Raw genomic sequence first — 26,576 nt, forward strand, 5'->3', positions numbered from 1 at the left:
GTGTAGAAAGCAGTCTGCGGTTTATCTTGCAGACTGCTTTTTATTTTGATTATTTGTTTTTAGCAATTTTCGTGATGAAAAGGATGAAGAGGCCTATTCCCACGATGGCTCCAACCGGGTAACTGATAGAGGGCGAAAGGAATAATCCTCCCACTTTGTAGGGGGCGATCAGGAAGTAGGTCGCGCACACGATGCTGAGGAAGGTGGCGGGGATGGACATCATCCAGTGGGCTTTACCTTTTTTAGCCAGATAGGTGGCGGCTGTCCATAAGGTAATGGTTGCCAAGACCTGATTCCCGATCCCCACGTATTTCCAGATCGTGGAGAAGTCCACGTTACAGAGCAAGTAGGCAATGACGAATATGGGAATGGACACCATCAAACGGTTTCTGATCGGTTTCTGGTTAAATCTCAAGGCGTCGGCAATGATCAGTCTCATGCTGCGGAAGGCCGTGTCCCCGGAAGTGATCGGGCAAACGACAACCCCGATGATGGCGATAATCGCTCCGAAGCGTCCTAGCCAAGTGTTGCAGATGGCATCCACGATGATGGCGGGTGTTTTACCGGTGGCGGCCGCCTCATTCAATCCTTCGGCTCCCCCGAAGAAAGCCATGGCCGCCGTGGCCCAGATCATGGCAACAATACCTTCCGAAATCATGGCCCCGTAGAAAATGGGTCTCCCGTATTTCTCGTCTGCCATGCAACGTGCCATCATGGGAGATTGGGTGGCATGGAAGCCGGAAATAGCCCCGCAGGAGATCACGATGAACAGCATGGGGAAAAGAATATTGTTTGTCGGGTCAGCGTGCATGTTTCTCATGGCGTCGAATGTCAACTCTTCCAAATAGAGTTTTCCGGAAAATCCACCGTAAAGGAGGTATCCGCCCACGGCGAGAGCCATGAATATCAAGGCCATTCCCATGAATGGATAAATCTTTCCGATGATTTTGTCGATAGGTAATAACGTGGCAAGGATATAATAGGCGAAGATGATATACAACCACGGGGTCATGCTCATGTTAGTCAGGTTCCCGAGCAGATCTGCCGGGCCGTTCACGAAAGAAACTCCCACGGCTAGCAACAGGAATCCGGTGAAAAAGGTCATGAATTTACGAACGTTGTTTCCAAGGTATTTCCCAACAATATCGGGAAGGCTTGTCCCGTCGTGGCGAATGGAGAGCATACCGGAAAAATAATCGTGGGTGGCACCCATGAAGATACAGCCGATCACGATCCATAAATATGCCATTGGCCCGTAGGCGGCTCCGAGGATGGCCCCGAAAATCGGTCCCAGGCCGGCAATGTTTAAAAATTGGATGACGAAAATACGCCAGGGTTTCAATTCGTGGTAATCAACCCCGTCTTCCAGACGTTTTACAGGAGTTGCGTTTGCCGATGAGGCTCCGAAGAATCGTTCAACGAATTTCCCATAAGTGAAATAAGCAACGATTAATAAACCGATAGAAATAATGAATGTTACCATTTGTTTAAATTTTTCGCACGATCACAAAGTTATAAAAAATGTGGTATATATGATTTTCGGATTCTCGTAAAATGACATCAGTTCTATGAAATATGATTTATTGTAAATGTGCTGTTAAATAATGAATGTGTAGTGAATAGGTTATGAGTACTTGATCACTACCTATAATAAAATAATAAATCATTTATATATATACTTTATGAAGCTTATAATAAATAAGCTTCATATAAGCTTTCTATAAAGTATCTATAAGCTTCATGACGGTACTCATCAGGTAGTCACCAAGCATTAATGACGGATTCATATTTAAACACGCCCTTACAATTCTACTTGCTTAGACCGAACTGGTGTAGATTACTAGCGACATGTTGGGGAGCTGGAGTGAAACCGGTTTGCCGCGTGTGATTGGCAATATTTCAAAGGATTGCGTTTTTCGGGTTCGCGTTGAAATAAAAAAATGGCGATCAGTCAGGCTGTGTGTAGGTAGTTGAGGTTGCTCTGGAACTGATCGCCCGGCCAAGGGACACGATATTGGTATAACCTGTTTCAACAGGAGGAATTAATTCCCTCGTGTTATCCGGGTTATTTCTGGATGTGGAATTGGATGTGGCCGTAGGTAATGTGATAGATCATTGTTATGTAAATTTAATCATTTTTGTTCTACTTTTGAATGTAACAAAATTAGATAGAGGTTTGGTAATTCGGATAGAAATACGAGAGGAATTTTATCTGGATCAGTTCTAAATAGGAATGGTCGTTATTTCTTTATTTCTATTATTGAATATGCCGTGATTTGTAACACTACGGGGATTCGATTTTTGAAACAAAAAGCACCAGTGGCTTTATTTAATGAAAAAACGGTTTATTCGGGTAAATTCGTTTTGTGATTATTTTGGTGTGAATTTTGTTAGTTTATATGGGCCGAAAGATCATGCCGTTTGTATTTATTTAGAAAAAAATATATCTTAGACGGGGCAATCTTAGGCCTGAATACAATGTTTTCGTCCGAAATGTCTATCCGAAGACGGAAGTATGCTGTCCGGCAAAAATCCTGAAGCGTTTTTTGATAACATGGTGGAGATTGGGTTTGTTGATGATTTTAGCGGGTAACTAAAGAATAACATGAAATGAAACAGGAATTTTTACATGATAATTTGTTGAAAGCGATTCGGGAGAAAATCCCACAAGAAGAAAATCTGGCAAGTGTTTTGGGGAATATGTTGTGTATCGGAAAGGAGGCGATCTACCGGAGGCTACGGGGAGATGTTCCGTTCACGTTGTTGGAAACTGCCATGATCTCGAAAGAGATGAATATTTCGATTGATGGGATATTCGAGTCGGTATCCCCGAAAAGTCGTCCTTTTCAGTTGAAGTTGACGGAGTTTATAAATCCGTTAGAGCTTGATTTTTTGATGATGGAGGATTTCGTGAGAGTTTTCCGGTCGATAGAACCGAATTCTTATTCCGAGTGTGCCTCTTCGGCTAATATCCTTCCGCAAGCGCTTTATTTGAATTATAAGTTTCTGGCTCGTTTCTATTTGTTTAAATGGAAGGCGCAACATGACGGGTTAGATGCCGTGCGACCTTTACACGAGATCACGATTCAGGAACGTTTGTTGAATATTCAAAAAGATTTTGTTATCGAAACGCAACGAGTGAAAGATACTTGTTATATATGGGATAACATGATTTTCCTTTATTTGATTAATGATATCAAGTATTTTTCGAGCGTGAATCTGATTTCCGATGATGACGTGCAGGAGTTGAAAGAGGAATTGTTCCATTTTTTGGATTATATAGAACGACTTGCTGCCAAGGGGAAGATGGAAAACGGGAACGGAATTCATTTTTATATTTCCAATATCAATTTTGACACGACCTATTCATATATACAGACCCAGAAATGTAACTTGACTTTGATTAAAGCTTTCACGTTAAACGCGATCGCTTCGTTGGATGACAAGACGTTTGATAGCGTGAAAAACTGGATTTTATCATTGAAGCGTTTCTCGACGTTGATATCGCAAAGCGGTGATTTGCAGCGTATCCATTTTTTCAAAAAACAACGGGAATTGGTTTCGACTTTGTGATTTGTTGAGAAAAAATATATAACTTTGAATAGGAGTTTGGCGTAAATCGACAAACTGGTGATTGTTATCATTTTAAATTGAAATCATCATGAAAATAGTAGTAACGGTATTGTTGATTATGACGGGAATTATGACTGGAACGGGGAAATTTGAATCCGACGTTTTTAAAACAAAAGACGGGAAAGAGTTGAAAATTACTTTTATCAAACATGGAAGCCTGATGTTCGAGTTCGACGGGAAAATCATGTATGTGGATCCGGTTTCCGATTATGCCGATTACACGAAATTGCCTAAAGCGGATGTTATTCTGATCACGCACGAGCATGGTGATCATCTGGACCCGAAAGCTATCTCGGCCGTGGAGAAAGAGGGCACTATTCTTATCGCGAATGCTAACTCTCAAAAAAAGTTAGGCAAAGGAGTTGTCATGAAGAACGGGGACCGTTTACAACCCGCGGGTTGGTTTACGTTGGATGCAGTTCCGGCTTACAACACGACGCCCGGTAGGGAGATTTATCACCCGAAAGATCGGGATAACGGTTATGTACTGACGTTCGGGGGGACAAGGGTGTATATCGCGGGAGACACGGAGGATATCCCGGAAATGCAAAAATTGAAAGATATTGATATAGCCTTTCTACCAGTTAATCAGCCCTACACGATGACGGTGCTCCAGGCGGATCACGCGGCCCGAATGGTAAATCCCCGGGTTTTGTATCCTTATCACTATGGCGATACGAACGTGGCGGAGTTGAAATCTTCCTTGAAGGACGTTCCGGGAATAGACGTGCGAATCCGGCAATTACAATAATCATTATATTTGTGACATTTCAAATTAAAAACTATACTATGAAAGTGAAATTTTGTCAGAGTTGCGGGATGCAGATGACGGCTGCGGAACAATTCGGAAGTAATGCTGACGGTACTCCCAACGAGGAATATTGTAGTTATTGCTATCAGGACGGGGCTTTTACCGAGGATTGTACGATGGACGGGATGATTGATCATTGTCTGGAATTCCTGGATGAATTTAATAAAGATATGGAGCGTCCGTACACGAAGGAGGAAGCGAGATCCGAAATGAAAAAATTCTTTCCGATGTTGAAACGCTGGAAGGGTTGACTTTCTAATTGAAAACGACATAATTGTATTTATCTGTCACTTCGTTTTGTGTGAAGTGAGGATATATTATTGTGTATAAAGGCGAATATAGTTGGAATAAAGTCTTATATTTGTATTATTAAATGAACGTTTAATAATAATAAACTCTTAAATAATATCACACGTACCGATGTTATTTAAACGTATAATAATTAGTTATTTATATTTTGCACAATTCCTCTCAAACTTGAACGTAATAATCTATTTCAGATATTATTAAACGTTCATTTTATGACATCGAAAATTCCAATAAATCAAGATCGTTTAATAAACGGGGACGAGAAGGAATTCAAATCTTTGTTTGATTTGTTGTATGTTGGAATGGTGCAACGTGCTGTTTATTATATAAATGATGCTGACGCCGCGGAAGATGTCGTTCAAGAAGTTTTCGTGCGTTTGTGGGAGAAAAGAGAAGAATTGAAGGGGGTGGATAATCTTCGGGGATATTTATTATTTAGCGTGAAGAATCGTTGTTTGAATTATCTTGAACATCGGCAAGTGGTAGATAAATATAAGCAGCATTATTTGTTACAGGAGGTTCAATATGATGATTGTGATCCGGAATCATTCATCGAGGATATCGCGAAGTTATTGGAAAAATTGCCCGAGAAACGTAGAAAAGTTTTAGAAATGAGCGTGATAGATTCTAAGTCTTATGCCGAGATCGCGGGTGTTTTAGGGATTTCGTTGAATACGGTGAAGGATCATGTAAAAAAAGCATACGCCTTTTTGCGGGAAGAAGCGCGTAAAGAAATTTCTTATCCGGTATTATTTTTTGCCCTCTATTACAGGGAAAAAGCATGTATAAAATAATTAATCTTTAATTTTTTTATTTTTTGAGCCACTCGTTTTATTTCTTCTCCTGTCTTTAGGGTATAAAGCAGAAATAATGGAAATAGATATAGAAGAAATAGTAATAAAACGACTCTCTGAAGAACATTTGTCAAAAGATGAAGAGAAATGTTTTGAAGAATGGTATCAAAATCCGGTTAATCAGGAATATTATCGGGATTTGATAAAGATTCGTTCCGGGCTTATTGCTTCCCAAGCGGGGGAAAAGATCAATAAAGGGTTAGCATGGAATAAAGTACGTCCCGTGCGAAAAATTTTCCGAATGCGGGTATTATTAAAATATGCTGCACTTGTTGTATTACCCCTGTGCGTGGGATTTTTCTTACTTACCAGAGAAAGTAAACGGGAAAAGGTCATTTTCGCGGATGTCATGGTACAACCCGGTAAAAAACAAGCGGTATTGACATTATCCACCGGACAGCAAGTCGTGCTTGCTGATACGATCGTGCACGTGAATGAAAAGGGAATCTCGATTTCTAATTTTCCGGATAAAGAATTAGTATATAAACAAGTTGCCGATACGCTGAAAACGAAGGAAGTTTATAATACGGTCACGGTACCTCGCGGGGGAGAGTACAAATTAACTTTGTCTGACGGGACAACGGTTTGGTTGAATTCGGATAGTTATATTCGTTATCCGGTTGCTTTTTCGGGGGATACGCGATGGGTTGAATTAGAGGGAGAAGCCTATTTCGAGGTTGCCAAAAATGCGGGAAAGTCTTTTATCGTGAAGATGAACGACTATAATGTTCGGGTAACCGGCACTCAATTTAATGTTCGAAATTATTCGAACGAGAATCTGGCAACAACTTTGGTTGAAGGGGGAGTGCAGATCGAAAGAAAGGGGCGAGTTGATAAATTGAAACCCGGTCAACAAGCGGTGTTGGAGGGGAGCGAGATTTGTATCCGAACAGTTAACGTTGAAGAGCAAGTGGCCTGGAGAAACGGGGTCTTTTCGTTTTCCCAGTGTCGTTTGGAGAATATAATGGAAGAGCTTGCCCGTTGGTATGATGTCGATGTATTTTACATGAATCAACAGGTGAAGAATTATCATTTTTCGGCGTGGTTTAAACGTAGTTCTTCTATAAATGAGGTGATAAGTATATTGGAAAAAACTCAAAAAATAAGTCTGGATCTGAAGGGACGAATTCTCACGGTAAAAGATATAAGTAGAAATTAAAAATAAAACAGGAAGCTTGCGCCAACATGCTCCCTGTCTAAAAACTCCTCGCCAAAGGAATTTTAATGTTAAACTTGAAAAACAAAGTTATGAATTTTTTATGTAGAAACCTAATCTGGATTATGATTAAAATCAAGCTGGTATTTCTGGTATTGATTTTGGGCTTTTCTAGTTTAAATGCGAAAGTGTGGTCGCAGCAAGATCGGATTGATCTGGTGTTTGAGAACATGAATATGGTTCAGCTTTTTGAACAGATTCAGCAAAAGACCAATTTGAAGTTCGTGTTTAATCATGAAGATGTTCAAAGGTATACCGTTAGTGGAGAAATGCATTACAAAACCGTGTCGGAGATACTTGATGCTATCTTTGCCGACAAACCTTTACGGTATGAAATTACAAGTGATCATGTCGTGATCTTTTACGCCAAGCAACAGGATGACGAGAAGAAAGTAGCCGGGATTAAAGTGAAAGGTACGGTTACGGACGAGGAAGGGATCCCGTTACCGGGTGTCACGGTGATGATTAAGTGGACAACGATAGGGACGGCTACGGATATTGATGGAAAGTTTAATTTGGAGGTTCCTCAATCCGACACGACGAGATTGGTGTTTTCTTTCGTGGGTATGCAAAATTACGAGTTGAGGGTGTCTAAGAAAAAGACGGAATATAATGTCGTGATGAAGTCTGACACGAAGGCATTGGATGATGTTGTTGTTACCGGTATGTTCACGAAGAAAAAAAATAGTTTTACCGGAGCCGTAAAAAGTATGACGGTAGAAGAGATTAAGGCGATATCTCCAACTAATATTATTAGTGCGATTTCAATGTTAACTCCAGGATTGAGACTTATTGAAAATAATCAGGCAGGATCTAACCCGAATCGTTTGCCGGAAGTTGTTATTCGTGGAACTTCTTCGTTATCCACGGAGGCGGATCAATCAGCAAATCAGCCGTTGATTATTCTTGACGGAGTGGAGATCTCTATGCGAGATTTGTATGATATTGATGTTAACGATATTGAACGTGTGGATGTTTTGAAAGATGCTTCAGCAACAGCCATGTATGGAGAGCGGGCTGCGAATGGAGTTATTGTAATAGAACGTAAACGAGTCTTGAATGATCAATTGCGGTTGACTTATAATTTGGAAGGTTCTTTAGATGTGCCTGATTTGAAGTCATACGATTATTTGAATGCCGAAGATAAATTGGAATTTGAACGTTTGGCGGGATTGTATAATTTCGAGACAATGCAGGGATTTGAGGAGTATAATCGAAAGAAAATATTGATCGCTAAAGGAATGGATACGGATTGGATGTCACAGCCGTTGCGTTCCGGTTTTATAATAAATAATTCGATCGGGGTTAGCGGACGCGGTAGTGGTATGACTTATCGGATGAATGCTAACGTGAGAAACGTGAAAGGTGTTATGAAAAAAGATTATCGTAACACGGTTGGATTAGCGATGTATCTTTCTTATCATGTAGATAATAAGGTTACGGTTTCTTTTCAATCTCAATATTCTAGTGTAAAATGGAAGGAGAGTCCTTTTGGTAATTTTTCCGATTACGTGATTATGAATCCTTATGATGCACCTTATGATGAATATGGAAAAATTATTAAAACGCTCTCTTGGGATATGGCAAATCCATTGTTTGAGGCGCAATGTGGAAATTATAATAAGGGGAATTCTCATTCTTTCACAAATACATTATCTTTTCGTTGGGACGTGGTGCCTGGTTTTTTTATCAACGGTTCGGGAACAATTCTTTCTTCTAATGAAGCAAAAGAAGATTTTATATCACCGGAATCTAATGATTTTATAGGTGTTGTCCGGGAGGAGCGAGGATCACTTGATATGACAAAGACTAAAACATTGGAGTATACGGGGAGTTTGAACTTGAATTATAGTAAAAGTTTCGGAGATAATACATTGTTGACTTTGAATGCTGGAGGGGAGGTTAATAAGAGGGAAGATATTGAAGATGCTTATCAAGCTATTGGATTTTATAAACCTAATTTGAATGCTCCTAATTTTGCAGCCAAATATCCGGAGGCTTCTCGTCCTTCTGCCAGAGAAGATATCAGTACTCGTTTAGGGGTTTATGGCGGATTGAACTTTATTATGAGGAATAAATATTTCGTGGATGGTTCGTTCCGACGTTCCGGTTCGTCAAAGTTTGGAGAGAATAATAAATATGCACCTTTTTGGTCGGTAGGTGCCGGTTGGAATATTCATAATGAATGGTTTATGAAACGTTTCGGTTGGGTGAACACGTTTCGGTTAAGATATTCTTACGGGGTTACCGGTGAGGTTAAATTCGCTCCCTATCAAGCGGTGACAACTTATTTTTATCACGGTGATAATTATTACCTACATGGGATGGGAACTTTGCCTAAAACTATGGGGAATGAAGATTTGACATGGCAATCCACGGGAATGCATAATCTTGGATTGAATCTGAGTATGTGGAATGGGCGTTTGGATTTGACCTTGGATGCTTATATCAAGACAACGGAAGATATGCTGATTGATATGAGTGTTCCTCCTTCCGTCGGAGAGAGTACAGTAATGAATAACTTGGGACGTATGAGGAATAAAGGGATTGAGTTTGATGTGACCGGGCTTATTGTTAATACGAAAAATTGGCGTTTCAGTCTTAAAGTGAATGGGGCTCATAACACGAATAAGATTTTAGCAATCAGTAATGCATTGTTAAAGTATAATAACGAGATGAGTACGGATAAATCGGTTGCGCCTAAAGTGTTGTATCAGGAGGGAGAGTCGGAAACGGCAATTTACGCTGTTCGTTCGGCAGGTATTAATCCGGCGACGGGAGAAGAGGTATTTATCAAGAAAAATGGAGCGTATACTTTGGTATATGATTCGAACGATAAGGTGGTTGTAGGGGATGAAACTCCTGTATTGGAAGGTGCTATATTGCCAATGCTTTCTTATAAAGGCTGGTCGTTGAATTTGAGTATGATGTATCGGTTTGGAGGTCAAAAATATAATAGTACTCGTGCGCAAAACGTGGAAAATGTGAACCCTCGGCATAATGTAGATCGCCGTGCTTTTGACGAGCGTTGGAAAAATGTAAATGATATTCCCCCTTATTTGGATATCGCAAATGCTGACTCTCGTACTTCGATTCATACGAGTCGTTTTGTAGAAGATGATAATACATTGGAAGTAAAAACAATAACCGTAGCGTATGAGTTTAACCCGGAATTGCTAAAATCCATCGGGTTTAAACGGTTGCGCGTGAGTGTCGGGATGAACGATCCTTTCCGTTTGTCAACGATTAAGTATGAACGTGGAACGAGTTACCCGTTTAGCCGTGGATTTGTGTTTTCCATTAGTCCCACTTTTTAATGTAACAGAGATATGAAAAAGATTAAATATTTGATACTTATTCTGTTCGGTTTTTATTCCTGCGATAGTTTTTTGGAGGTTAAACCGACGGGAGAGATCGTGAATGATAAGTTGTTTGAAACGGCCGAAGGTTTTGAAGAGGCTCTTTACGGGAGTTATTCTTTTCTAGCGAGAGAACCATTATATGGTCAAAACTTGAGTTATTATATCATGGATATTGCCGGTCAATATTTTTATAATGATTGGAGTTCTCATTGGAGTCGTCATTTGTGCACGTATGATTATAAGCACATGGATGTTCGTCCCAAGTTAGATACGGTATGGACGACTATGTATAAAGGGATTTCATACGTGAATAATATTTTGGGTAATTTATCGAAAAAAGATTCAACGACTTTTCGTTTGTATGATTTATATAAAGGGGAGGCTTTAGGATTACGTGCTTTTATGCATTTTGAACTTTTACGATTATATGCGGAGAGTTATTTAAAAGCTCCGAACACGCGGGGAATTCCTTATTATGAGAAGTATTCTTATGAAGTTGCTCCTTTTGAAACGGTAAAAGATGCCTATGAGAAAGTTATTCGGGATTTTAAAGAAGCCGAACGTTTGTTAGCGAAGCACGGGGAGTATTTTGATCGAAATGATGAACAGGCTGGAGGGTTTGTTTTAGATCGAGTGATACACATGAATTTGTATGCCGTTCAAGCTTTATTAGCAAGAGTTTATTGGGAGATGGGGGATTTGGAAAAAGCAAAAGATTATGCTTTGAGCGTGATTAATTGTGGCTTTTTTAAACTGGAAGAGAAAACCGATGTTGAAGATATCATGAATGGAGTCATCTCGAACAAGGAGACAATATGGGGAATTTATTCAGAGGAATTTCCGACTTTTACTCGACGTACCATGTATGCGTCGGGCGGAGATTACAGTTTGGATGTTAAAAGTGGTTATGAGGATATCTATAATGAAGATAAAGAAGGATTCGATTATAGGCAGGATAAATGGTTTCAGGTTCTTGGTGATTATGAAGCTACGGGGTTAAGATGTATGAAGATTGTTGACCGTTATAAAGTAAAACAAGCAAGCAGGCCTGTAGCTAAATTAAGCGGATTGAACATGATTAGATTGCCTGAGTTGCATTATATCGTTGCGGAATATTATTTGCGTATGGATGATCAGGATAATGCAACTAAATATTTTGATCCCGTGTTGCGGTCAAGGGGATTGAATGGTTTTGCAGGTCGTGAAGGTATGAAGCTTAATTTGAAGCATATAAATAATGAACGTCGTAAAGAACTTGTTTGTGAAGGACAATGGTTTTTCATGATGAAGCATTATGAAATGACGGCCTATGATAACATAACTGATCAGACGTTCCAACCTTCGTCGGCAATTTACGTGTGGCCGATTCCGGATAGTGAATTTGAGTATAGAGATTAATTTGGTTGATTATGAGAAAATATTTATTGTATATTGTTATCTTATGGTGTTCTTGCACATTATTTTCGTGTACGAATGATGATTACCAGGTGTATAATGCCGAACAGGTAAATAAGATGTATTTTGATCGAGATACTTTTACTTTCGTTTATGGTCCCCGGGAAGATAAGGAGTGTGATTTGGAAATTCCGATTAGTTTGATCGGATTGGCTAATTTGGAGCGGGATGCAGAGTTTAAGGTGAGTATTGATACCCGTAATTCTACTGCCAAGTTAGGAGTCCATTTTAACATGGATGAGATCCAATATTTTAAAAAGGATTCAGTGAAGGGTACAATAAAAATTGATTTTATTCGCTCCGCTTTAATCCGGGATATGCAATATAAATTGTATTTACATCTTGAGGCGAATGACGAGTATGTTCCAACGAATAAAACGGTGTGTACAGTACTTTTCGGTGATATTACTTTGGCACAACCCAAATGGTGGATGCCGGATAGATTAGGTACTTATACCCAAGAGAAATTTGTACTCTTCTTTAAATATTTTAGGGAGACAGAGGATATTGTTCCAGCATTGTATTCGGCTATCGTGAATAACTGGGGCGAATATCTCGATGATGAGAGTTATTGGCGTTTCCCGTGGTTGTTGACGACTTACACGTACGTGGGTTATTTTAAACAATATGTCTATACCCCGATGTACGAGTACTTTTTAGAAACAGGAGATGAACGTTACAGATTACCGAACCCTTTAACGACAGATTATGAATAGAATAAAATATATTGTCGGCATGTTAATCATGCTGTACGTGATGCAGGCTTGCTATGATGATAATTCATCCTTGGCGGATCAACCTATTATTGAAGTAGGTATAAATAGTGGAACAAGAGATTCAATAGATATTTATTTTAATGATACTTTGAAGATTAATCCCGAATTAGAAATTAGTCGTTCGACTGAATTGACTTATCAATGGAGCATGGGAGTATTTAAAGCAGATTCTACTACGGTGTATAAGGAAATATCAACGGAAAAGGATTTGAAGTATATTGTTAGAGAATTGGGGCATTTCCACTTGAGACAGGTAGTTACAAGCGAAGATGGGAGTACAATTAAGTATTATCATGTGTTTGTGAATTCTCCTTTTGAAGAGGGGTTTACAATTTTGGGACGCCGTCCTGACGGGAAAGGAAGTCTTGCATTTATGAAGACTTTGACTAAAAACGAGGAGGCTTCGGGGATGCGCCCTGAGTTTATTCAGAATGCTTTTGTTTTTGCAAATGAGGGTAAAGAACTTTATCTTGATCCTGTAGATTGTGATAAAGTAGAGCAGAGTTTGTACATTTTACATGGAGAAGGGCAAAAATTAGTACAAATAGATGCTAAAACTTTCAAGATACTTATGGAATATGACTTTAGGTATTACGATGCAAATTTTATTCCGACACGTTTGATGTGTTACGATGGCCGATTCAGTCGCGAATTTTATGTTCCTTCAAAAAATGGAGGAGTGGCACAAGTACAAACTGTGGAACAGTATATATTTCCTTATCCTGATCTACCCAAGGAAAAGGGGATCATATATACAGATGCAAACGATCGTCCGAGTTATTTTTCTTCTTGTAATAAAGTGTATATAGGGGCTACACCGGGGAAAGAAAGGAATGTCGTGTGTTTCAGCGGGGCGAATGCAGATCGGGAAATAACGATGCGTAATTGTTATGATTATTTTGAGAATCGTTACGTGATGCATATTTTTCAAAATGAAGAAACGGATGGTAATAATGTTTACGTGATTAATAAAGACGGGGGACAATTGAAGGTAACGGGGATACACCGGATGATGTATAATTTTAACGAGGGAACAGCTCCTTGGGTATTATTTGAACGCGTGTTAGATCGGCCGGAAATTATTACTGAAGCTACACGTTTTCTGGTGAACGATTATTATACATGTGTGTTTTTTTCTCATAAAAATGAAGTTTACAAATGGTTTTACACTCAATTGAACTTGCCTGCAACTCCTTTTATAACGTTACCTGAAGGGGAGGAGATTCGTTGTTTAAATCATTATCAAAGAAATCGCGGAGATGAGGATTATCAAGATTATTCCGTGCAGAAAGAGGTCTATGTTGCTTCTTATAACCCGAATAGAACGGGGGAATATAAAGGGTCATTATATGTTTATAATGCGGATACAGGAGAACTTGTGAATAAATACGAGGGGATTTCTCACGAACCTGTTGCGATGTTTTACAAGATTAAATGATAAACTTCCCAATTATGAAAAAACAGAATATACTATATTTCATGATAATTAGCATGTTGTTGACTTGGATGCTTTCAGCATGTAGAGATTATACATTTGAGAATATACCAGACCCGGTTGTACCCGAAGATATGACTCCGGGATTAAAACTTACGACAGATGTTGTGCTTGTTGATGCTACGGCAGATCCCCGAGGTTTTGAATTACGTGCAATTGGTGGAAAATGGACAATAGAGCCAGAAAGACAAGAATCTTGGTTAAAAGGATTGGAGCCGACCTCCGGAGATGAAGGTAATGCCGTTATTGGAATAACGTTAGAGCGAAATGATGGAATGGAAGAACGTTCGGTAAAATTGATTATCCGACAAGAGCAAACGGGGGTGATCGACACGGTTTTAGTACGTCAATTTACTCATGAATCAAAATATACACGGGAAACGGATAGTTTGTCTTTGATCGTGTTGTATGAGGAATTGAACGTGGAGAACTGGAGAAGTCCGTGGAATCTGAAACAACCGATTACAGGATGGAGCGGGCTTACTTTTGACGAAATTAACGGAGAGCAACGAGTGGTAGGGATTACTTTTAATGATTGGCAGATGAAAGGAGAACTCCCGAACGAGATCGGAAATTTAAGAGAATTGAAAAGTATAAAAATGTCAGGGAATAGCCTTACCGGTAGAGTGCCTAACGGGCTTGTGAATCTGCGTAAACTGGAAATTTTGGATATTTCTTTTTCGGAGAACGTGAGTTGGTTCTTGCCAGAAAATATGTCTGATCTGAAGTCTTTAAAAGAATTTAAGGTCGGAGGCCTTGATATTCATCTAACCTCTTTTGATCGTCTTTATAAAGTGGAAACTTTAGAAGCAATAGCGATTACCTCGTCTAAAATTCAAGGAGAATTACCAGATGGGATTTCAAGTTTGACAAAATTGAAAAACTTGAATCTTGGAGGGACAAGAATAACAAGTTTACCTTCGGATATTACGGCATTATCGGAATTGCTGGTTTTGAATATAGGTAGATGCTCCAAATTAACATCTTTGCCTGAAAATATTGGAGATTTGTCTCAATTGGAACAACTTGATATGAATAATTCAGGCGTGGAAGTTTTACCGGAAGGGTTTGGACGGTTAGCCGGGCTAAAAACGTTAAATATTTCCTATTGCGGCGCATTGAAAACATTATCTCAGGATTTCGGAAATTTGAGAAATGTGACGTCATTTAATATGACTTCCTGTGCGGCTCTGGTGAGTCTGCCGGAAAGTTTTGGCGATTTGGTGCAGTTGACCTCTCTCTCTCTTAGTCGTTGTGAATCTTTAGTTAGTCTACCAGAGAGTATAGGTAAGCTTACCGGTTTGACTTCTTTGGATTTGTCTAATTGTAAATCATTACAAACTCTACCATCGTCTATTAGTAAATTGAGCGGGATCAAGGAATTATCTATGAGTTATTGTGAGTCTCTTTCTTCTTTACCTGAGACGGTGGCTGATATGAAATGGTTGAAGAAAATTGTACTAACGAATACTTCCCTGACGTCTCTTCCTGCCTTTTTCAGTCAAATGACCTCATTGGAGGAACTTGACATTACCGGTCCTTATGAAGGAGGGGGAATGCAGGGTGATGCTGCAACTTTATTTGCCGGGATGACTGGATTGAAGAAATTGAGTGCGGACTATAATAGTTTTTCCGGAGACCTTGCTTGGATAAAGAATTTGCCAAATTTGGAAGTTTTGAAAATGAATAAAAACCAACTTTCAGGAAACATTGACTTTACGAATTTTGGTAGTAAACTCACGGAAATTTCTTTAGCTGAGAATTTATTGACAGGGACGTTAAAAGGTATTGGTAATTTGACAGCGGTAAAGAAATTGGATTTAAATAAAAATCAACTTTCGGGGGCGTTGCCGTCCGAAGTGGGAGCATGTACTGTGATGACAAATTTGAATTTGAAAGATAACAATTTGACGGGGACAATTCCTGTTGAAGTTACTCAAATGATGCAGCTTACTTGGGGAGGTTTAGGGCTTTCCGGTAATCAAATGTCGGGAGTGATTCCTTCGGAAGTGCTTTCGTGGAGTAAATGGAATAATCTTAGTCCTACTTGGAATATTTACCCGCAGCAAGAAGGTTACGGATTTACGAATGTACCGTAGTCTGATAATTTGTTGTTAGTGTGTTGTTTTATTTAAGAAGAAGGCCTTGCAACCTTCTTCTTAAATTATAAATAAAGTATCGGCATGAAAATAATCGTTATAGGACTATTCTTGATTACCTTGTTTGGGTGTAAACAAGCTTCCGTGCAGTTCACGGGAGAGATCGAGAAACAATGGAAGAGTGATAGTGTTGAAGTCGTGTTGTGCGATGCCCGGCGGGGGGAACGTTTGTTCGTGGCTCCTATTCGTGAGGATGGAACATTCCTTTTGTCCGGGGATATAGCACCCGATAAGCTTGTGTTTATTAATTTCCCGAAGGATTATATGCGAATCCCGGTTTATGTGGAGAAGAATCATTACGTTCTTGTCGAGTCGGGTGATAAATATTACGCACTTTCGGAGAATCCGTCGTTACAGAATCAATATGTGGAATTTCAGAAAGAACTTGACGTGTTGAACCGGGATTACGAGGATGCGTGTCGAGGGTATGATACAATTACGGATATTCATCGAAAAGCGGTACGTTCCGAATTGTTAGACAAAAAGTTTACGAAGAAAAACGAATTTGTATTAAAAGGTATCCGAAAATTTGCAGGGACGGAAATAGCGCAAAATCTGATATATGAAATTCTTTTTTATTGCGAGGTGGATTTTAGATTCTTTACCCGGGCAATTGAAGCTTTAGGGGATAGTATCCCTAGTAGTGGAATGAAAACAAAGATTTTTGATACGTATAATAGAATAAAAGCAAAACAGTTGATCGGACAGGCTCCTGATTTTGAATTGCCTGATGTGAAAGGACGGAAAATTAATTTGACTGATTTTCGAGGGAAACATGTGCTTTTAGATTTTTGGGCTTCTTGGTGTGCTCCTTGTAGAAAAAAGAATAAGGAATTGAATCAACAATATCCGGAATTGCAGAAAACGGGTTTGGAAGTTATTTCGATATCGTTAGACAATAAAAAAGAGTCTTGGTTACAGGCCCTGAAAGAGGATCAGGTTCAATGGATTCAGGTAATAGATGAAAGAGGATTCGAACAGAGCCGTGTACGTGCTGCTTATAAAGTGGAGCAAGTTCCCACGGTTTACCTGATCGGACCGGATGGAAATATTCTTCTGAAGAATCCTGAATTACAAGAAATCTATGAAATCATAAAACAAGAGGGGGCATGAGAATGATATTTTGTATTGTAAGTATATTCCTGTTGTTGCATATCGAAGGATATGCGCAACAGAAAGCCATTATTCTGAAGAATGTAAATGTGGTAGATGTCGTTCAGGGGAATATTCACCGGGGGGTGGATATAGTTGTGAAAGATGGGATAATTCAGGCCGTGGGTAAGAATGTAGGGAATGGGATTGTTGGTAACGTGAAGGATTTGGCGGGAATGTACGTGATGCCGGGATTGATTGATGCTCACGTGCATATCGCGAATGATCCGAAAGAGACGCAGGACGATCGAGCCAAACACTTGAAATATTTCTTGCGTCATGGGATTACTTCTATCCGGGATGCGGCGGGTGATGCCCGTGTGTTACGGGATTTGAAAGAGGGAGTTCAACAGGGAAAGTATGAGGGACCCGATATATATTATGCCGCTTTTATGGCTGGTCCTGCTTATTTTGAGGGGAATGACCGGGAGAAAAGTATGGTGGAAGGTTGGCCGGAACCTTATGCTCCTTGGATGCAATGTATCCGTCCGGATTCTGATTTGGATCAAGTCATGAAAGAAGCAAAAGAGTGGGGATGTACGGGAGTGAAGATTTATGGCGGATTTGATCGGGAGGCTTTGTTGCCATTGGTTAGGAAGGCTAAAGAGCATGGATTGCAAGTGTGGGGACATGCCACTTTGTTTCCTGCTAAACCGTGGGATGTGGCAGATGCCGGGGTTCAAGTGATTTCTCATGCTTATATGTTGGAGTGGGAAGGAGTATCCGAGGAGTTAAGTGGTAATATTTTTGAAAATTACGAGAAATTCTACGATAAGATCGATCATGAGAAGATGTCTGTTGAACGTTTTTTACAGACTGTAAAAAAGAAAGGGCTTATTTTTGACCCGACGTTATTTTTGTGCATGGAGAATAAGATGGATTGGGCGACTCGATTCGTGAAGCGAGCGAATCAAATCGGGGTAAAGATTTGTGCGGGTACCGATTACGTTAATGATTTGAATCGTCCTTTCCCTTTCCTGTTTGACGAGCTTGACCTTTACGTGGAGAAATGCGGATTTTATCCGATGGAAGCTATATTTACGGCAACTAAGGTTGCGGCAGAGGTTTTAGGCGTTGGTGATAAGGTCGGAACAGTCGAGGTCGGGAAACAGGCAGATCTGTTGATACTTCCCGAAAATCCGTATGATGATATCAAGGCGTTACGGAAGATAAGCATGATAATAAAAAGTGGGGAAATTATTTAAGTAAGTATGAATCATTAATATAAATTGCATATGGAAAAAAATATTTATTTTTTGATATTTATTTGTTTTAGTATATTGTATGGATGTACAGATAAACAAGATGGACAACAAGTTCAAGATAATGAGACTATTTTGAAGTATGATGGGAGCAATTCTATTGCTCATTCATTTATAAAAAAAATAGAGGAGAATGAGACTAATTTAAATGACATTTTAAGTAACTCTAAAATATTATTGTTTGATTACGCAATGCGTGGGTTTAACAGTAGTAATGAGTTATTTTATGCAATACCAATTCAAGATACGGGCCTTGACAGTATTAGTGAATATTTAATGATGAAGTTGGATGCAGTTAATGAACCTATCGAAAATGAAGGCTATAAGGGACTCTTAGTTGTGAATAAAGATTTTGTCCTTTCAGCATCATTATCCCAGGATATTAATGCTGTTTTAGTGTTTTTAATGTGGAAAGATGGTGGATTGGACATTGATTCTGAATTGTATAATCTTATTTTGAAATTGAATTTTAAGAAAGGAAATCAGATAAATTCTAGATCTTTTGAGAATTATGGATCATATACATGTGATGTTAATTTTGAAATTGACTATTCATTTATGTATGGCGAAAGTGTAAAAGGTAAGAAAGTTTCGTGGTATGAACTGAGGAGTGCATATGATAAAGCTGAACGGTGGGTCCTAACTCATGATGATAATTATAGGGAAAGGGTTGGTCATATAAATGTATCAATAGATACGAATCGATTTTATTTTTTGATATCAGCACCACAGTTTTCTGGGCCAGAAGAAGTTGAGAGTATGGTAAATGCAATTATGTGGGACGTTGAATATAATTTGAATGTGAAATATGCTGGTATAAATTTAAATATTTTATATATGATAACAACGGGACATGGACCAAATTCTGGGTCAGGCTCGGGCTCTAATCCTGGCACGAATCCAGGTGACTCTTATCCACCTATTATTCCTTGGGAACCTGCTAAACCCGGTTTCCCGGAGGATAATCAATTAGATATTCATAGAAGAATATTACGTGTTGGTTTTAGAGGTTCAAAAGCATTTCAAGATAGCTTGTTTAAAGGTGATAGTCTTGCGGATTCAAGAGAATACAGATCGTTAGGTAAATCTTATATTCATGCTTTAGTAGAGCCAGGACAAACAAAAGCTCAAGTACAATCTGCTATGGGAGAATTTTTTAGAGAACAAATGGATTTATATTTTGAGAACGGCAATGTTGTACATCTTGGAATGGCTTTGCATCCTATTATAGATTCGTATTGTCTTGGGCATGACAAAAAATATTGGTTTGATAACCAGTGGCATACTGATGTAATTCATTGTTTTGAAGAAACTTTTAAACTTTATGGTAACGAAGATGCTGCAATAAGTGCTCTTGAAGTATTATTTCAGTATGTTATGGTTGAGGGACAGAGAGATGTATATGCTTTATTCAATCAATGGTTATATAGTAGTTATTATGGTCCACTGAATCCGTATAATATAAAGTATTAGAAGATTTTGAAGGTGAAATTTTGCAATAAGAAAGAGATAGTTCTATTGATGAAATTGTCTCTTTCCTATTTTCACGAAACAGTATTCTTGTCGATTGCTCTCTAGCAATCTTGATGGGGTTTGCGTTTGTTTTGTTGGAGGTGATTCCCAGGGAATTTTAGCTCAGTTTGTCGTGGTGGATAGATTGCTTGTTGTTTGAATTGGAATAAAAAATATGGATTTATACTGTTGAGTATTTTAAATTCTTTTTATTGTTTCTTGAAAAACTTCAGTTTGTAATTTGGTTATAACTGATTAAATGTGCAATGATTTTCGTTTATAAACGAAAATTGTTATTTTGGTGTGTAAGATTTAGGTTATGAACGAAAAAATAGGCATGCTTGGGAGGTACAATTTGAGGGATTCCCCAAATTTGTTGTATCACTTGATGATCTCCTGATGTTGTGTTTAATAATTGGCTTTATGGTCCTTATGGACCTAAAAATCCGCAAAATATGAAGAAATGAAAAATATAGTATTAGTAATGTATCTTTTTTTTCTTGCTTCCTGTGCCTGTTATTATGAAGATATACGTCGGGAGGGGGAGATGTTGAATCCCACGTCTTACGTTTATGATTTTCCAGAAATGGAAGTACGAGAGGTGTTGGATTCTTGTTTTGCTTTATCCACATCGCGATTTCCTCCTGATGCTAGGGGAAAATATCAGATGGGATTAAAATCTCTTTCGCATGTTTCCGGAGAATTGTTTAAAGAAGCACCTATTTTGTACTTTCGTAAGAAAAACGAGAAGATTTTTCCTGTTTCAAGGAACTTGAAATCATACGTGTTTAAAGATCGTAAAGGACGTTTTTTAGATGCGTATGCGGAGTATGTGTTAAGAATTGATTCTGTTGCATTAAAGAAAACAAGTGTAAGTGTTTTTTTGCACAAAAATTACGTGACTATAGGAAGGAAATTGGGACTAAATCCTATTTCGTTGGGTATAACAGTAGATCGTAACAAAGATGTGCCTTCCAGCACGATAGAGGAATACGAGATATTAAAATATATAGGTAATAAATTGGGACAAAAAGGAATGCCTCCGATTCACTATCCTAAAGCGTTGACGAAAGAAGAGATATTGGAGCATTTTCACGATGGATCCTCTTTAAGCTTCCCTTTCACGGAGAAGGATATTTACGGATGGTAGTGTAAAATGATATGAAATCTTCATGAAATATTGTGATCGAAAAAGAAGAAGTTTTCCGAATATAACTTTTCGGAGAACTTCTTCTTTCGAAGTAAATAACGTCTGTATCTTTTATTTTTTCCCTTTACTTCTTTTCCCTTTTTTCCGATCGGGGGCGGCATCTCCACGGCGTCCTCGTCTAAATTTGCGTTCGGTTTTACCCAGACGACTCTCTGGGGCTTTGGAAGTCGTTGGTTTGGAGGTTGTGCTAGCATTTACGCTTTCCGCGAGGGCAAAGTCTAGTTGGCGGGCAACAAGGTTTGCTTTAGCTACTTTCACGAGTACCTGGTCTCCTAATTGGTATACTTTCCGGTGATGGCGTCCCACGATGCAGTAGTTTTCCTCGTCGAACTCGTAGTAATCGCCTTCCAGTTCGTTGATGGCGACGAGTCCCTCGCATTTCGTGTCATTCAATTCCACGTAGAAGCCCCATTGCGTGACACCGGAGATGGTTCCCATGAAATTCTCTCCGAGCTTGTCACTCATGAACTCGACTTGCTTGTATTTGATGGAAGCTCTTTCCGCGTTGGCTGCTATCTGTTCCATGTCGGAACAGTGTTTACACATCTCCTCGTATTTCTCGGCGTTGGCGGAACGTCCCCCGTCAAGATAGCGTTGTAGCAACCGGTGGGTCATCACGTCCGGGTAACGACGGATCGGGGAGGTAAAATGCGAATAGTAGTCAAAAGCCAATCCATAGTGCCCCACGTTCACGGTTGAGTAGACGGCTTTTGCCATGGTACGAATAGCTAAAGTTTCAATCATATTTTGTTCCGGACGTTCCTGTACATCTTCCATTAATTTATTCATGGAAGAGGAAATCTGGCGGGGGGTACTCGTGCGAATCCGGTAACCGAATTTAGCAATGAAGCGGCCGAAATCCTCCAGTTTCTCGCTGTTTGGTTGTTCGTGGATACGATACACGAAGGTTTTGGCTTTCTGATTTTCTTTGACTTTACCGATTCTTTCGGCTACTTTCTTGTTGGCGAGGAGCATGAATTCCTCGATCAGTTTGTTCGCCTCTTTCGAGCGTTTAAAATAGACTCCCGTGGGTTTCCCGTTTTCGTCAATGTCGAAGCGCACTTCAATCCGGTCGAATGCGATAGCCCCGTTCTGGAACCGGGCGGCCCGGAGTTTTTGTGCCAGATCGTTGAGTGTTAATATCTCTGCTTTGTAATCGCCTTCTTCCCCTTCGATCATGGCCTGTGCCTCCTCGTAAGTGAAACGACGGTTGGATTTGATGATCGTTCGTCCGAACCATTGTTTTACGACCTCGGCATTCGTGTTCAATTCGAAGACTGCCGAGAAACAAAGTTTTTCCTCGTCGGGGCGTAGGGAACATAACCCGTTGGACAGGTGTTCCGGCAACATCGGGATCGTGCGATCTACCAAGTACACGGAAGTTGCCCGCGCGTAGGCTTCTTTATCCAGCACGGAATCGGGTGTCACGTAAAAACTGACATCGGCGATATGCACGCCGACCTCGTAATTTCCGTTTTTCAGTTTTTGAATGGAAAGGGCATCATCAAAGTCCTTGGCATCTTTCGGGTCGATCGTGAATGTCGTGATCTCCCGGAAATCTCTCCGGTTTTTTATTTCTTCTGCCGGGATGGCATCTTTTATTTTCTTGGCGGCTTTTTCCACTCCCGCGGGAAATTGCACGGGGAGTTCGAATTCGGCCATGATGGCGTTCATCTCCGTGTCGTTGTCTCCGGGGGTGCCGAGGACTTCCAGTACTTTCCCGATCGGGTTCTTCTGGTTCTCCGGCCATTCCGTGATTTTCACGATAGCTTTTTCCCCGTCTTTCGCCCCGTTCAGTTCGGCGAGGGGAATGAATATGTCGTAGGGTAATTGTTTTCCCGTGGGGACCAGGAATGCGTAGTGCTTGGAACATTGAATGATCCCTACAAAAGTTTCTTTTTTGCGTTCCAGGATTTCCACGACTTCGCCTTCCGGTCTGCGTCTTGCACTCCGGGCGTATACCACTACTTTCACTTTGTCCCCGTTCAGCGCGTGGTTCAACCCTACCTGCGGGATGAAAATGTCGTCCTTACACTCGTCCGAAATCAGGTAAGCGGTTCCCTTGGCGGTGAGGTCTATAATTCCGGTCACGTAAGTCGTGTTGATTTTGAATTTGAATTTCCCGGTGGACTCTTCCGTGAGCATTTCATCGTTTTTCATCTCGTAAAGAACCGTCGTGATCAATTGCTTGGCATTCATGTTCTTGATACCTAATCGCTGGGCTAGTTCTTTATAATTGAAATATTGCTCGGGGTTACCGGAAAATATGTCATATAACAATCGGTGTAATTCTTTCTTACCGATATCTCGCGTGCTTTTCTTTTCTTTTTTTGGCATAATATATATCATAAAATACGAGGAGTTGACGATAAGGTCGTCGTCCTCACTTGAATAAGATTACTAATGTAATGTTTTTTTTCGTATATTAGTAAATTCGGTTTCAAAATCTTGGTTTTTCTTTTTACGTTTGTTCTTCCAAACCTCGATGATTGCCGGGAGAATGGAGAGTACAATAATCAGGATGATCAATAGTTTTAGGTTGTTTTGTACGATTTCCAGTCCCCCGAAAATGTATCCGGTATACGAGAATAAAACCACCCAGATGGTACCTCCCGTAATATTATACAAGGCAAAATGTCGATAACTCATGTGTCCCATCCCGGCCACGAAAGGAGCAAAAGTACGGATAACAGGTACGAATCGGGCCAAGATAATTGTTTTTCCACCGTGTTTTTCGTAAAATTCGTGAGTTTTCGTCAAGTAGCTTTGTTTGAATATTCTGGAATTCGGGTTGCTAAATAGTTTTACCCCGAAAAATCGGCCTATGGTATAGTTGGAAGCATCTCCCAAAATAGCGGCGGCAGCCAGGATTAGTATGGCCAGATGTACGTTAACATCGTTGTTCGGAAGTGAAGCCAACGCCCCGGCCACGAATAACAGGGAATCCCCCGGGAGAAAAGGCGTGACAACCAATCCGGTTTCACAGAAGATAATGATAAATAAGATCCCGTAAATCCACATGCCATACAAAGCAACCATTTCTGTCAGGTGTATGTCAATGTGAAGGATAAAATCAACAAGATAATGAATGTATTCCATAAATAATTTAGTCGTGAATCATTCTGTAAAGATAAGAAAGGGGAGATGTGTTCTTGTTACAATTCGATTAAATTATTTTCGGGCAACAAAAAAAGCTGTCCCGTGAAGAACAGCTTTTCTTGTTTTGAGTTTATATCTTTATTTGATCAGGCCTTTGTCGAATTTTTCTTTTACCTTGATCAACATGTCGTTCGTCATGCTGGTAAGGTCGTATTTCGGGGCCCAACCCCATTCTTGACGGGCGCAAGTGTCGTCCATGCTGTTCGGCCAGCTGTTGGCGATAGCTTGTTTAACCGGGTCAATTTGGTAATCCAGTTTGAAATCGGGCATGTGTTTGCGAATCTCGGCAGCAATTTGCTCCGGTTCGAAACTCATGGAGGCGATGTTGAAACTGTTCCGGTGTTTCAACTTGCTGGGATCTGCTTCCATTAATTGCACTACTGCATGTAAAGCATCCGGCATGTACATCATATCCATGTAGGTACCTGCTTCCACGTTACAAGTGAAGGAACCTTTGCGGATAGCGTCATAGTAAATTTCCACGGCGTAATCGGTAGTACCGCCGCCGGGGAGAGTCACGTAAGAAATCAATCCCGGGAAACGTACGCTTCGGGTATCAACCCCAAACCGGTGGAAATAATAGTCGCTTAAAAGTTCTCCGGTTACTTTGCAAACCCCGTAAATCGTGGTATTGGAACGTTGTAAGGTGTCCTGGGGAGTTTTATCCTTGGGGGTGTCGTTACCGAAAGCCCCGATAGAACTCGGCGTGAACACGGCGCAATTGTTATCTTTGGCAATGTACAAGGAGTTGGTTAAAGCCCCGATGTTGATATCCCATGCCAGTTTCGGGTTCTTCTCTCCCGTGGCGGATAACAAAGCGACCAGGTTGAAGATCGTATCAATGTTATATTTTTTCACGATGGCACTGAAACCCTCCCCGTCAAGGGCGTTCAATTCCTCGAAGGGACCGGCTTCTGCCAATGCTTTACATTTTTCTGCACTGATATCAGCGGCTACCACGTTAGTCTCGCCATAGATAGATCTCAAATAGGGAACCAGTTCGGAACCGATTTGTCCCCCTGCACCAACGATTAATATTTTTTTCATCTCTATTAGTTTTTGTGATGAATGATGTTACTTTTTCTAGTTATAGATTGTAGCGCGAAAATAACTATTTTAGAATCTTTGCGACTAACAAATGGAATATTTTTTTGCCTTTTAACTGAAAATTTGTTCGTCAGAACGGGGTTCTGCTTCATAATATTCATCTATTTGAAGGTTAGGTGCTTTGTAGGCGGCCACGGCGAGTTGATCGCAGCGTTCGTTTTCGGGGATGTTGGCGTGTCCTTTTACCCAGATAAATTTTACGTGATGTTTGCGATAGAGCGCCAGGAATTTTCGCCAGAGATCGGGATTTTTCTTTTTCTTAAACCCCGTTTTTTCCCAACCGAACACCCAACCTTTCTCCACGGCATCGACCACGTATTTCGAGTCGGAATAGATCGTCACGTTGCTCCCCTCGAAGCGCAGGGCGGCAAGCCCGATGATGACGGCGAGTAATTCCATGCGGTTGTTCGTGGTTAACCGGAACCCTTCCGACAACTCTTTGCGATGAGGTCCCGCCATAAGCACGACCCCGTAGCCTCCCGGTCCGGGATTCCCGCTAGCGGCTCCGTCCGTGTATATCGTGATGTTTTGTGGCATATCAATTTTTTTTACGGCGTAAAAGTAATTATTTCCTTTGATATTTTTGTCTTGCTTTGCTCTGGTATGAATAACCCTTTTTCAAGGAAAACACTTGGGATAAACTATATTTTTAAGCGACCATTGCCTCACGTCTAGGCCACCTCTAGGCGACTTGGCCGCCATTTAGCCGCCACCTAACCGCCACTTAGCCGCCATTTTAGTAGGGGATAAGCTTTTTTAACGTTTGCGAGAAATCAGTATCCCGGATCATAAAAGGAATAGCTAACAGGCTATTTCGATACCACGAGACAGTTCATCTCTTGTGTATTCCTTGTTTATCTCTTGTTTATTGTTTTTCGTCCCCGGTGAAATATATTTTTTACATTTTACCGCGACAAATCATCCCAAGGACTTTAAGTGCTTTATGGATTAGGGCGAAAGCGTTTTTCACGTGTTTACCCTAGTCTCGGATAGGGCGTGATATGGTTGTCAACCCTTATTTCTATTTGATCAGTGTTCTAAATGCAAGGGAAAAGGGATAAAACCGTGTGCTTTTCTTGTAAATTGTTAAAATATTCGTACATT

At 40.2% G+C, this 26,576-nt stretch carries 19 protein-coding genes; 14 read left to right on the plus strand and 5 right to left on the minus strand.

What is annotated here, in order from left to right:
• Positions 1–49: 49 nt before the first annotated feature.
• Positions 50–1,483 carry a carbon starvation protein A gene (locus DWW52_RS09760; protein ID WP_118715308.1) on the minus strand — a complete coding sequence of 478 codons (1,434 nt, stop codon included), beginning with the start codon at positions 1,481–1,483 and terminating at the stop codon, positions 50–52.
• 1,127 nt (positions 1,484–2,610) lie between these two features.
• Between DWW52_RS09760 and DWW52_RS09765 the strand changes: the two genes are divergently transcribed.
• The 14 genes from DWW52_RS09765 to DWW52_RS09830 all read left to right on the plus strand — a co-directional run bounded on the left by DWW52_RS09765 (position 2,611) and on the right by DWW52_RS09830 (position 21,146).
• On the plus strand, positions 2,611–3,573 hold the full coding sequence (locus tag DWW52_RS09765) for a hypothetical protein (RefSeq protein ID WP_118715309.1): 963 nt from the start codon (positions 2,611–2,613) through the stop codon (positions 3,571–3,573).
• 88 nt (positions 3,574–3,661) lie between these two features.
• Positions 3,662–4,384 carry an MBL fold metallo-hydrolase gene (locus tag DWW52_RS09770; RefSeq protein WP_118715310.1) on the plus strand — a complete coding sequence of 241 codons (723 nt, stop codon included), beginning with the start codon at positions 3,662–3,664 and terminating at the stop codon, positions 4,382–4,384.
• A gap of 38 nt (positions 4,385–4,422) precedes the next feature.
• Positions 4,423–4,695, plus strand: coding sequence for a zinc ribbon domain-containing protein (locus DWW52_RS09775; RefSeq protein ID WP_118715311.1), 273 nt, complete (start codon positions 4,423–4,425; stop codon positions 4,693–4,695).
• A gap of 270 nt (positions 4,696–4,965) precedes the next feature.
• On the plus strand, positions 4,966–5,547 hold the full coding sequence (locus DWW52_RS09780) for an RNA polymerase sigma-70 factor (RefSeq protein WP_118715312.1): 582 nt from the start codon (positions 4,966–4,968) through the stop codon (positions 5,545–5,547).
• A gap of 76 nt (positions 5,548–5,623) precedes the next feature.
• A complete protein-coding gene (locus DWW52_RS09785; RefSeq protein WP_118715313.1) occupies positions 5,624–6,766 on the plus strand; it encodes a FecR family protein in 1,143 nt (380 codons plus the stop codon).
• 122 nt (positions 6,767–6,888) lie between these two features.
• Positions 6,889–10,140 (plus strand): SusC/RagA family TonB-linked outer membrane protein, encoded by a 3,252-nt coding sequence (locus DWW52_RS09790; RefSeq protein WP_158582550.1) that lies wholly within the window; start codon positions 6,889–6,891, stop codon positions 10,138–10,140.
• 12 nt (positions 10,141–10,152) lie between these two features.
• The gene (locus DWW52_RS09795) at positions 10,153–11,583 is read left to right on the plus strand and encodes a RagB/SusD family nutrient uptake outer membrane protein (RefSeq protein WP_118715315.1); all 1,431 of its coding nucleotides are present in this window, start codon (positions 10,153–10,155) and stop codon (positions 11,581–11,583) included.
• Between the two features lie 11 nt (positions 11,584–11,594).
• A complete protein-coding gene (locus DWW52_RS09800) occupies positions 11,595–12,356 on the plus strand; it encodes a DUF4843 domain-containing protein (protein WP_118715316.1) in 762 nt (253 codons plus the stop codon).
• Entirely contained in the window at positions 12,349–13,854 is a 1,506-nt protein-coding gene (locus DWW52_RS09805) for a hypothetical protein (protein ID WP_148315347.1), read from the plus strand. Before DWW52_RS09800 ends, DWW52_RS09805 begins: the two co-directional genes overlap by 8 nt.
• 14 nt (positions 13,855–13,868) lie before the next feature.
• A complete protein-coding gene (locus tag DWW52_RS09810; RefSeq protein WP_158582551.1) occupies positions 13,869–16,010 on the plus strand; it encodes a hypothetical protein in 2,142 nt (713 codons plus the stop codon).
• A gap of 84 nt (positions 16,011–16,094) precedes the next feature.
• On the plus strand, positions 16,095–17,183 hold the full coding sequence (locus DWW52_RS09815; RefSeq protein ID WP_118715319.1) for a peroxiredoxin: 1,089 nt from the start codon (positions 16,095–16,097) through the stop codon (positions 17,181–17,183).
• Positions 17,180–18,427: an amidohydrolase family protein gene (locus tag DWW52_RS09820; protein WP_118715320.1), complete on the plus strand. Its 1,248-nt coding sequence runs from the start codon at positions 17,180–17,182 to the stop codon at positions 18,425–18,427. Before DWW52_RS09815 ends, DWW52_RS09820 begins: the two co-directional genes overlap by 4 nt.
• A 30-nt stretch (positions 18,428–18,457) precedes the next feature.
• Positions 18,458–19,957 (plus strand): hypothetical protein, encoded by a 1,500-nt coding sequence (locus DWW52_RS09825; RefSeq protein WP_118715321.1) that lies wholly within the window; start codon positions 18,458–18,460, stop codon positions 19,955–19,957.
• A gap of 502 nt (positions 19,958–20,459) precedes the next feature.
• Positions 20,460–21,146 carry a hypothetical protein gene (locus tag DWW52_RS09830; RefSeq protein WP_148315348.1) on the plus strand — a complete coding sequence of 229 codons (687 nt, stop codon included), beginning with the start codon at positions 20,460–20,462 and terminating at the stop codon, positions 21,144–21,146.
• A gap of 111 nt (positions 21,147–21,257) precedes the next feature.
• On the opposite strand, the gene rnr is transcribed toward DWW52_RS09830, so the two are convergent.
• The 4 genes from rnr to rnhA all read right to left on the minus strand — a co-directional run bounded on the left by rnr (position 21,258) and on the right by rnhA (position 26,009).
• Positions 21,258–23,543, minus strand: a complete 2,286-nt coding sequence (gene rnr, locus DWW52_RS09835) for a ribonuclease R (protein ID WP_118715357.1) — start codon at positions 23,541–23,543, stop codon at positions 21,258–21,260.
• Between the two features lie 63 nt (positions 23,544–23,606).
• Complete coding sequence (locus DWW52_RS09840; protein WP_118715323.1) at positions 23,607–24,305, minus strand: DedA family protein; 699 nt, start codon at positions 24,303–24,305, stop codon at positions 23,607–23,609.
• 138 nt (positions 24,306–24,443) lie between these two features.
• Positions 24,444–25,412 (minus strand): NAD-dependent epimerase/dehydratase family protein, encoded by a 969-nt coding sequence (locus DWW52_RS09845; protein ID WP_118715324.1) that lies wholly within the window; start codon positions 25,410–25,412, stop codon positions 24,444–24,446.
• A 111-nt stretch (positions 25,413–25,523) separates the two neighbouring features.
• Positions 25,524–26,009: a ribonuclease HI gene (gene rnhA, locus DWW52_RS09850; protein WP_118715325.1), complete on the minus strand. Its 486-nt coding sequence runs from the start codon at positions 26,007–26,009 to the stop codon at positions 25,524–25,526.
• Between the last annotated feature and the right edge of the window lie 567 nt (positions 26,010–26,576).

It is taken from the genome of Odoribacter sp. AF15-53, assembly GCF_003479425.1.
GTDB lineage: Bacteria > Bacteroidota > Bacteroidia > Bacteroidales > Marinifilaceae > Butyricimonas.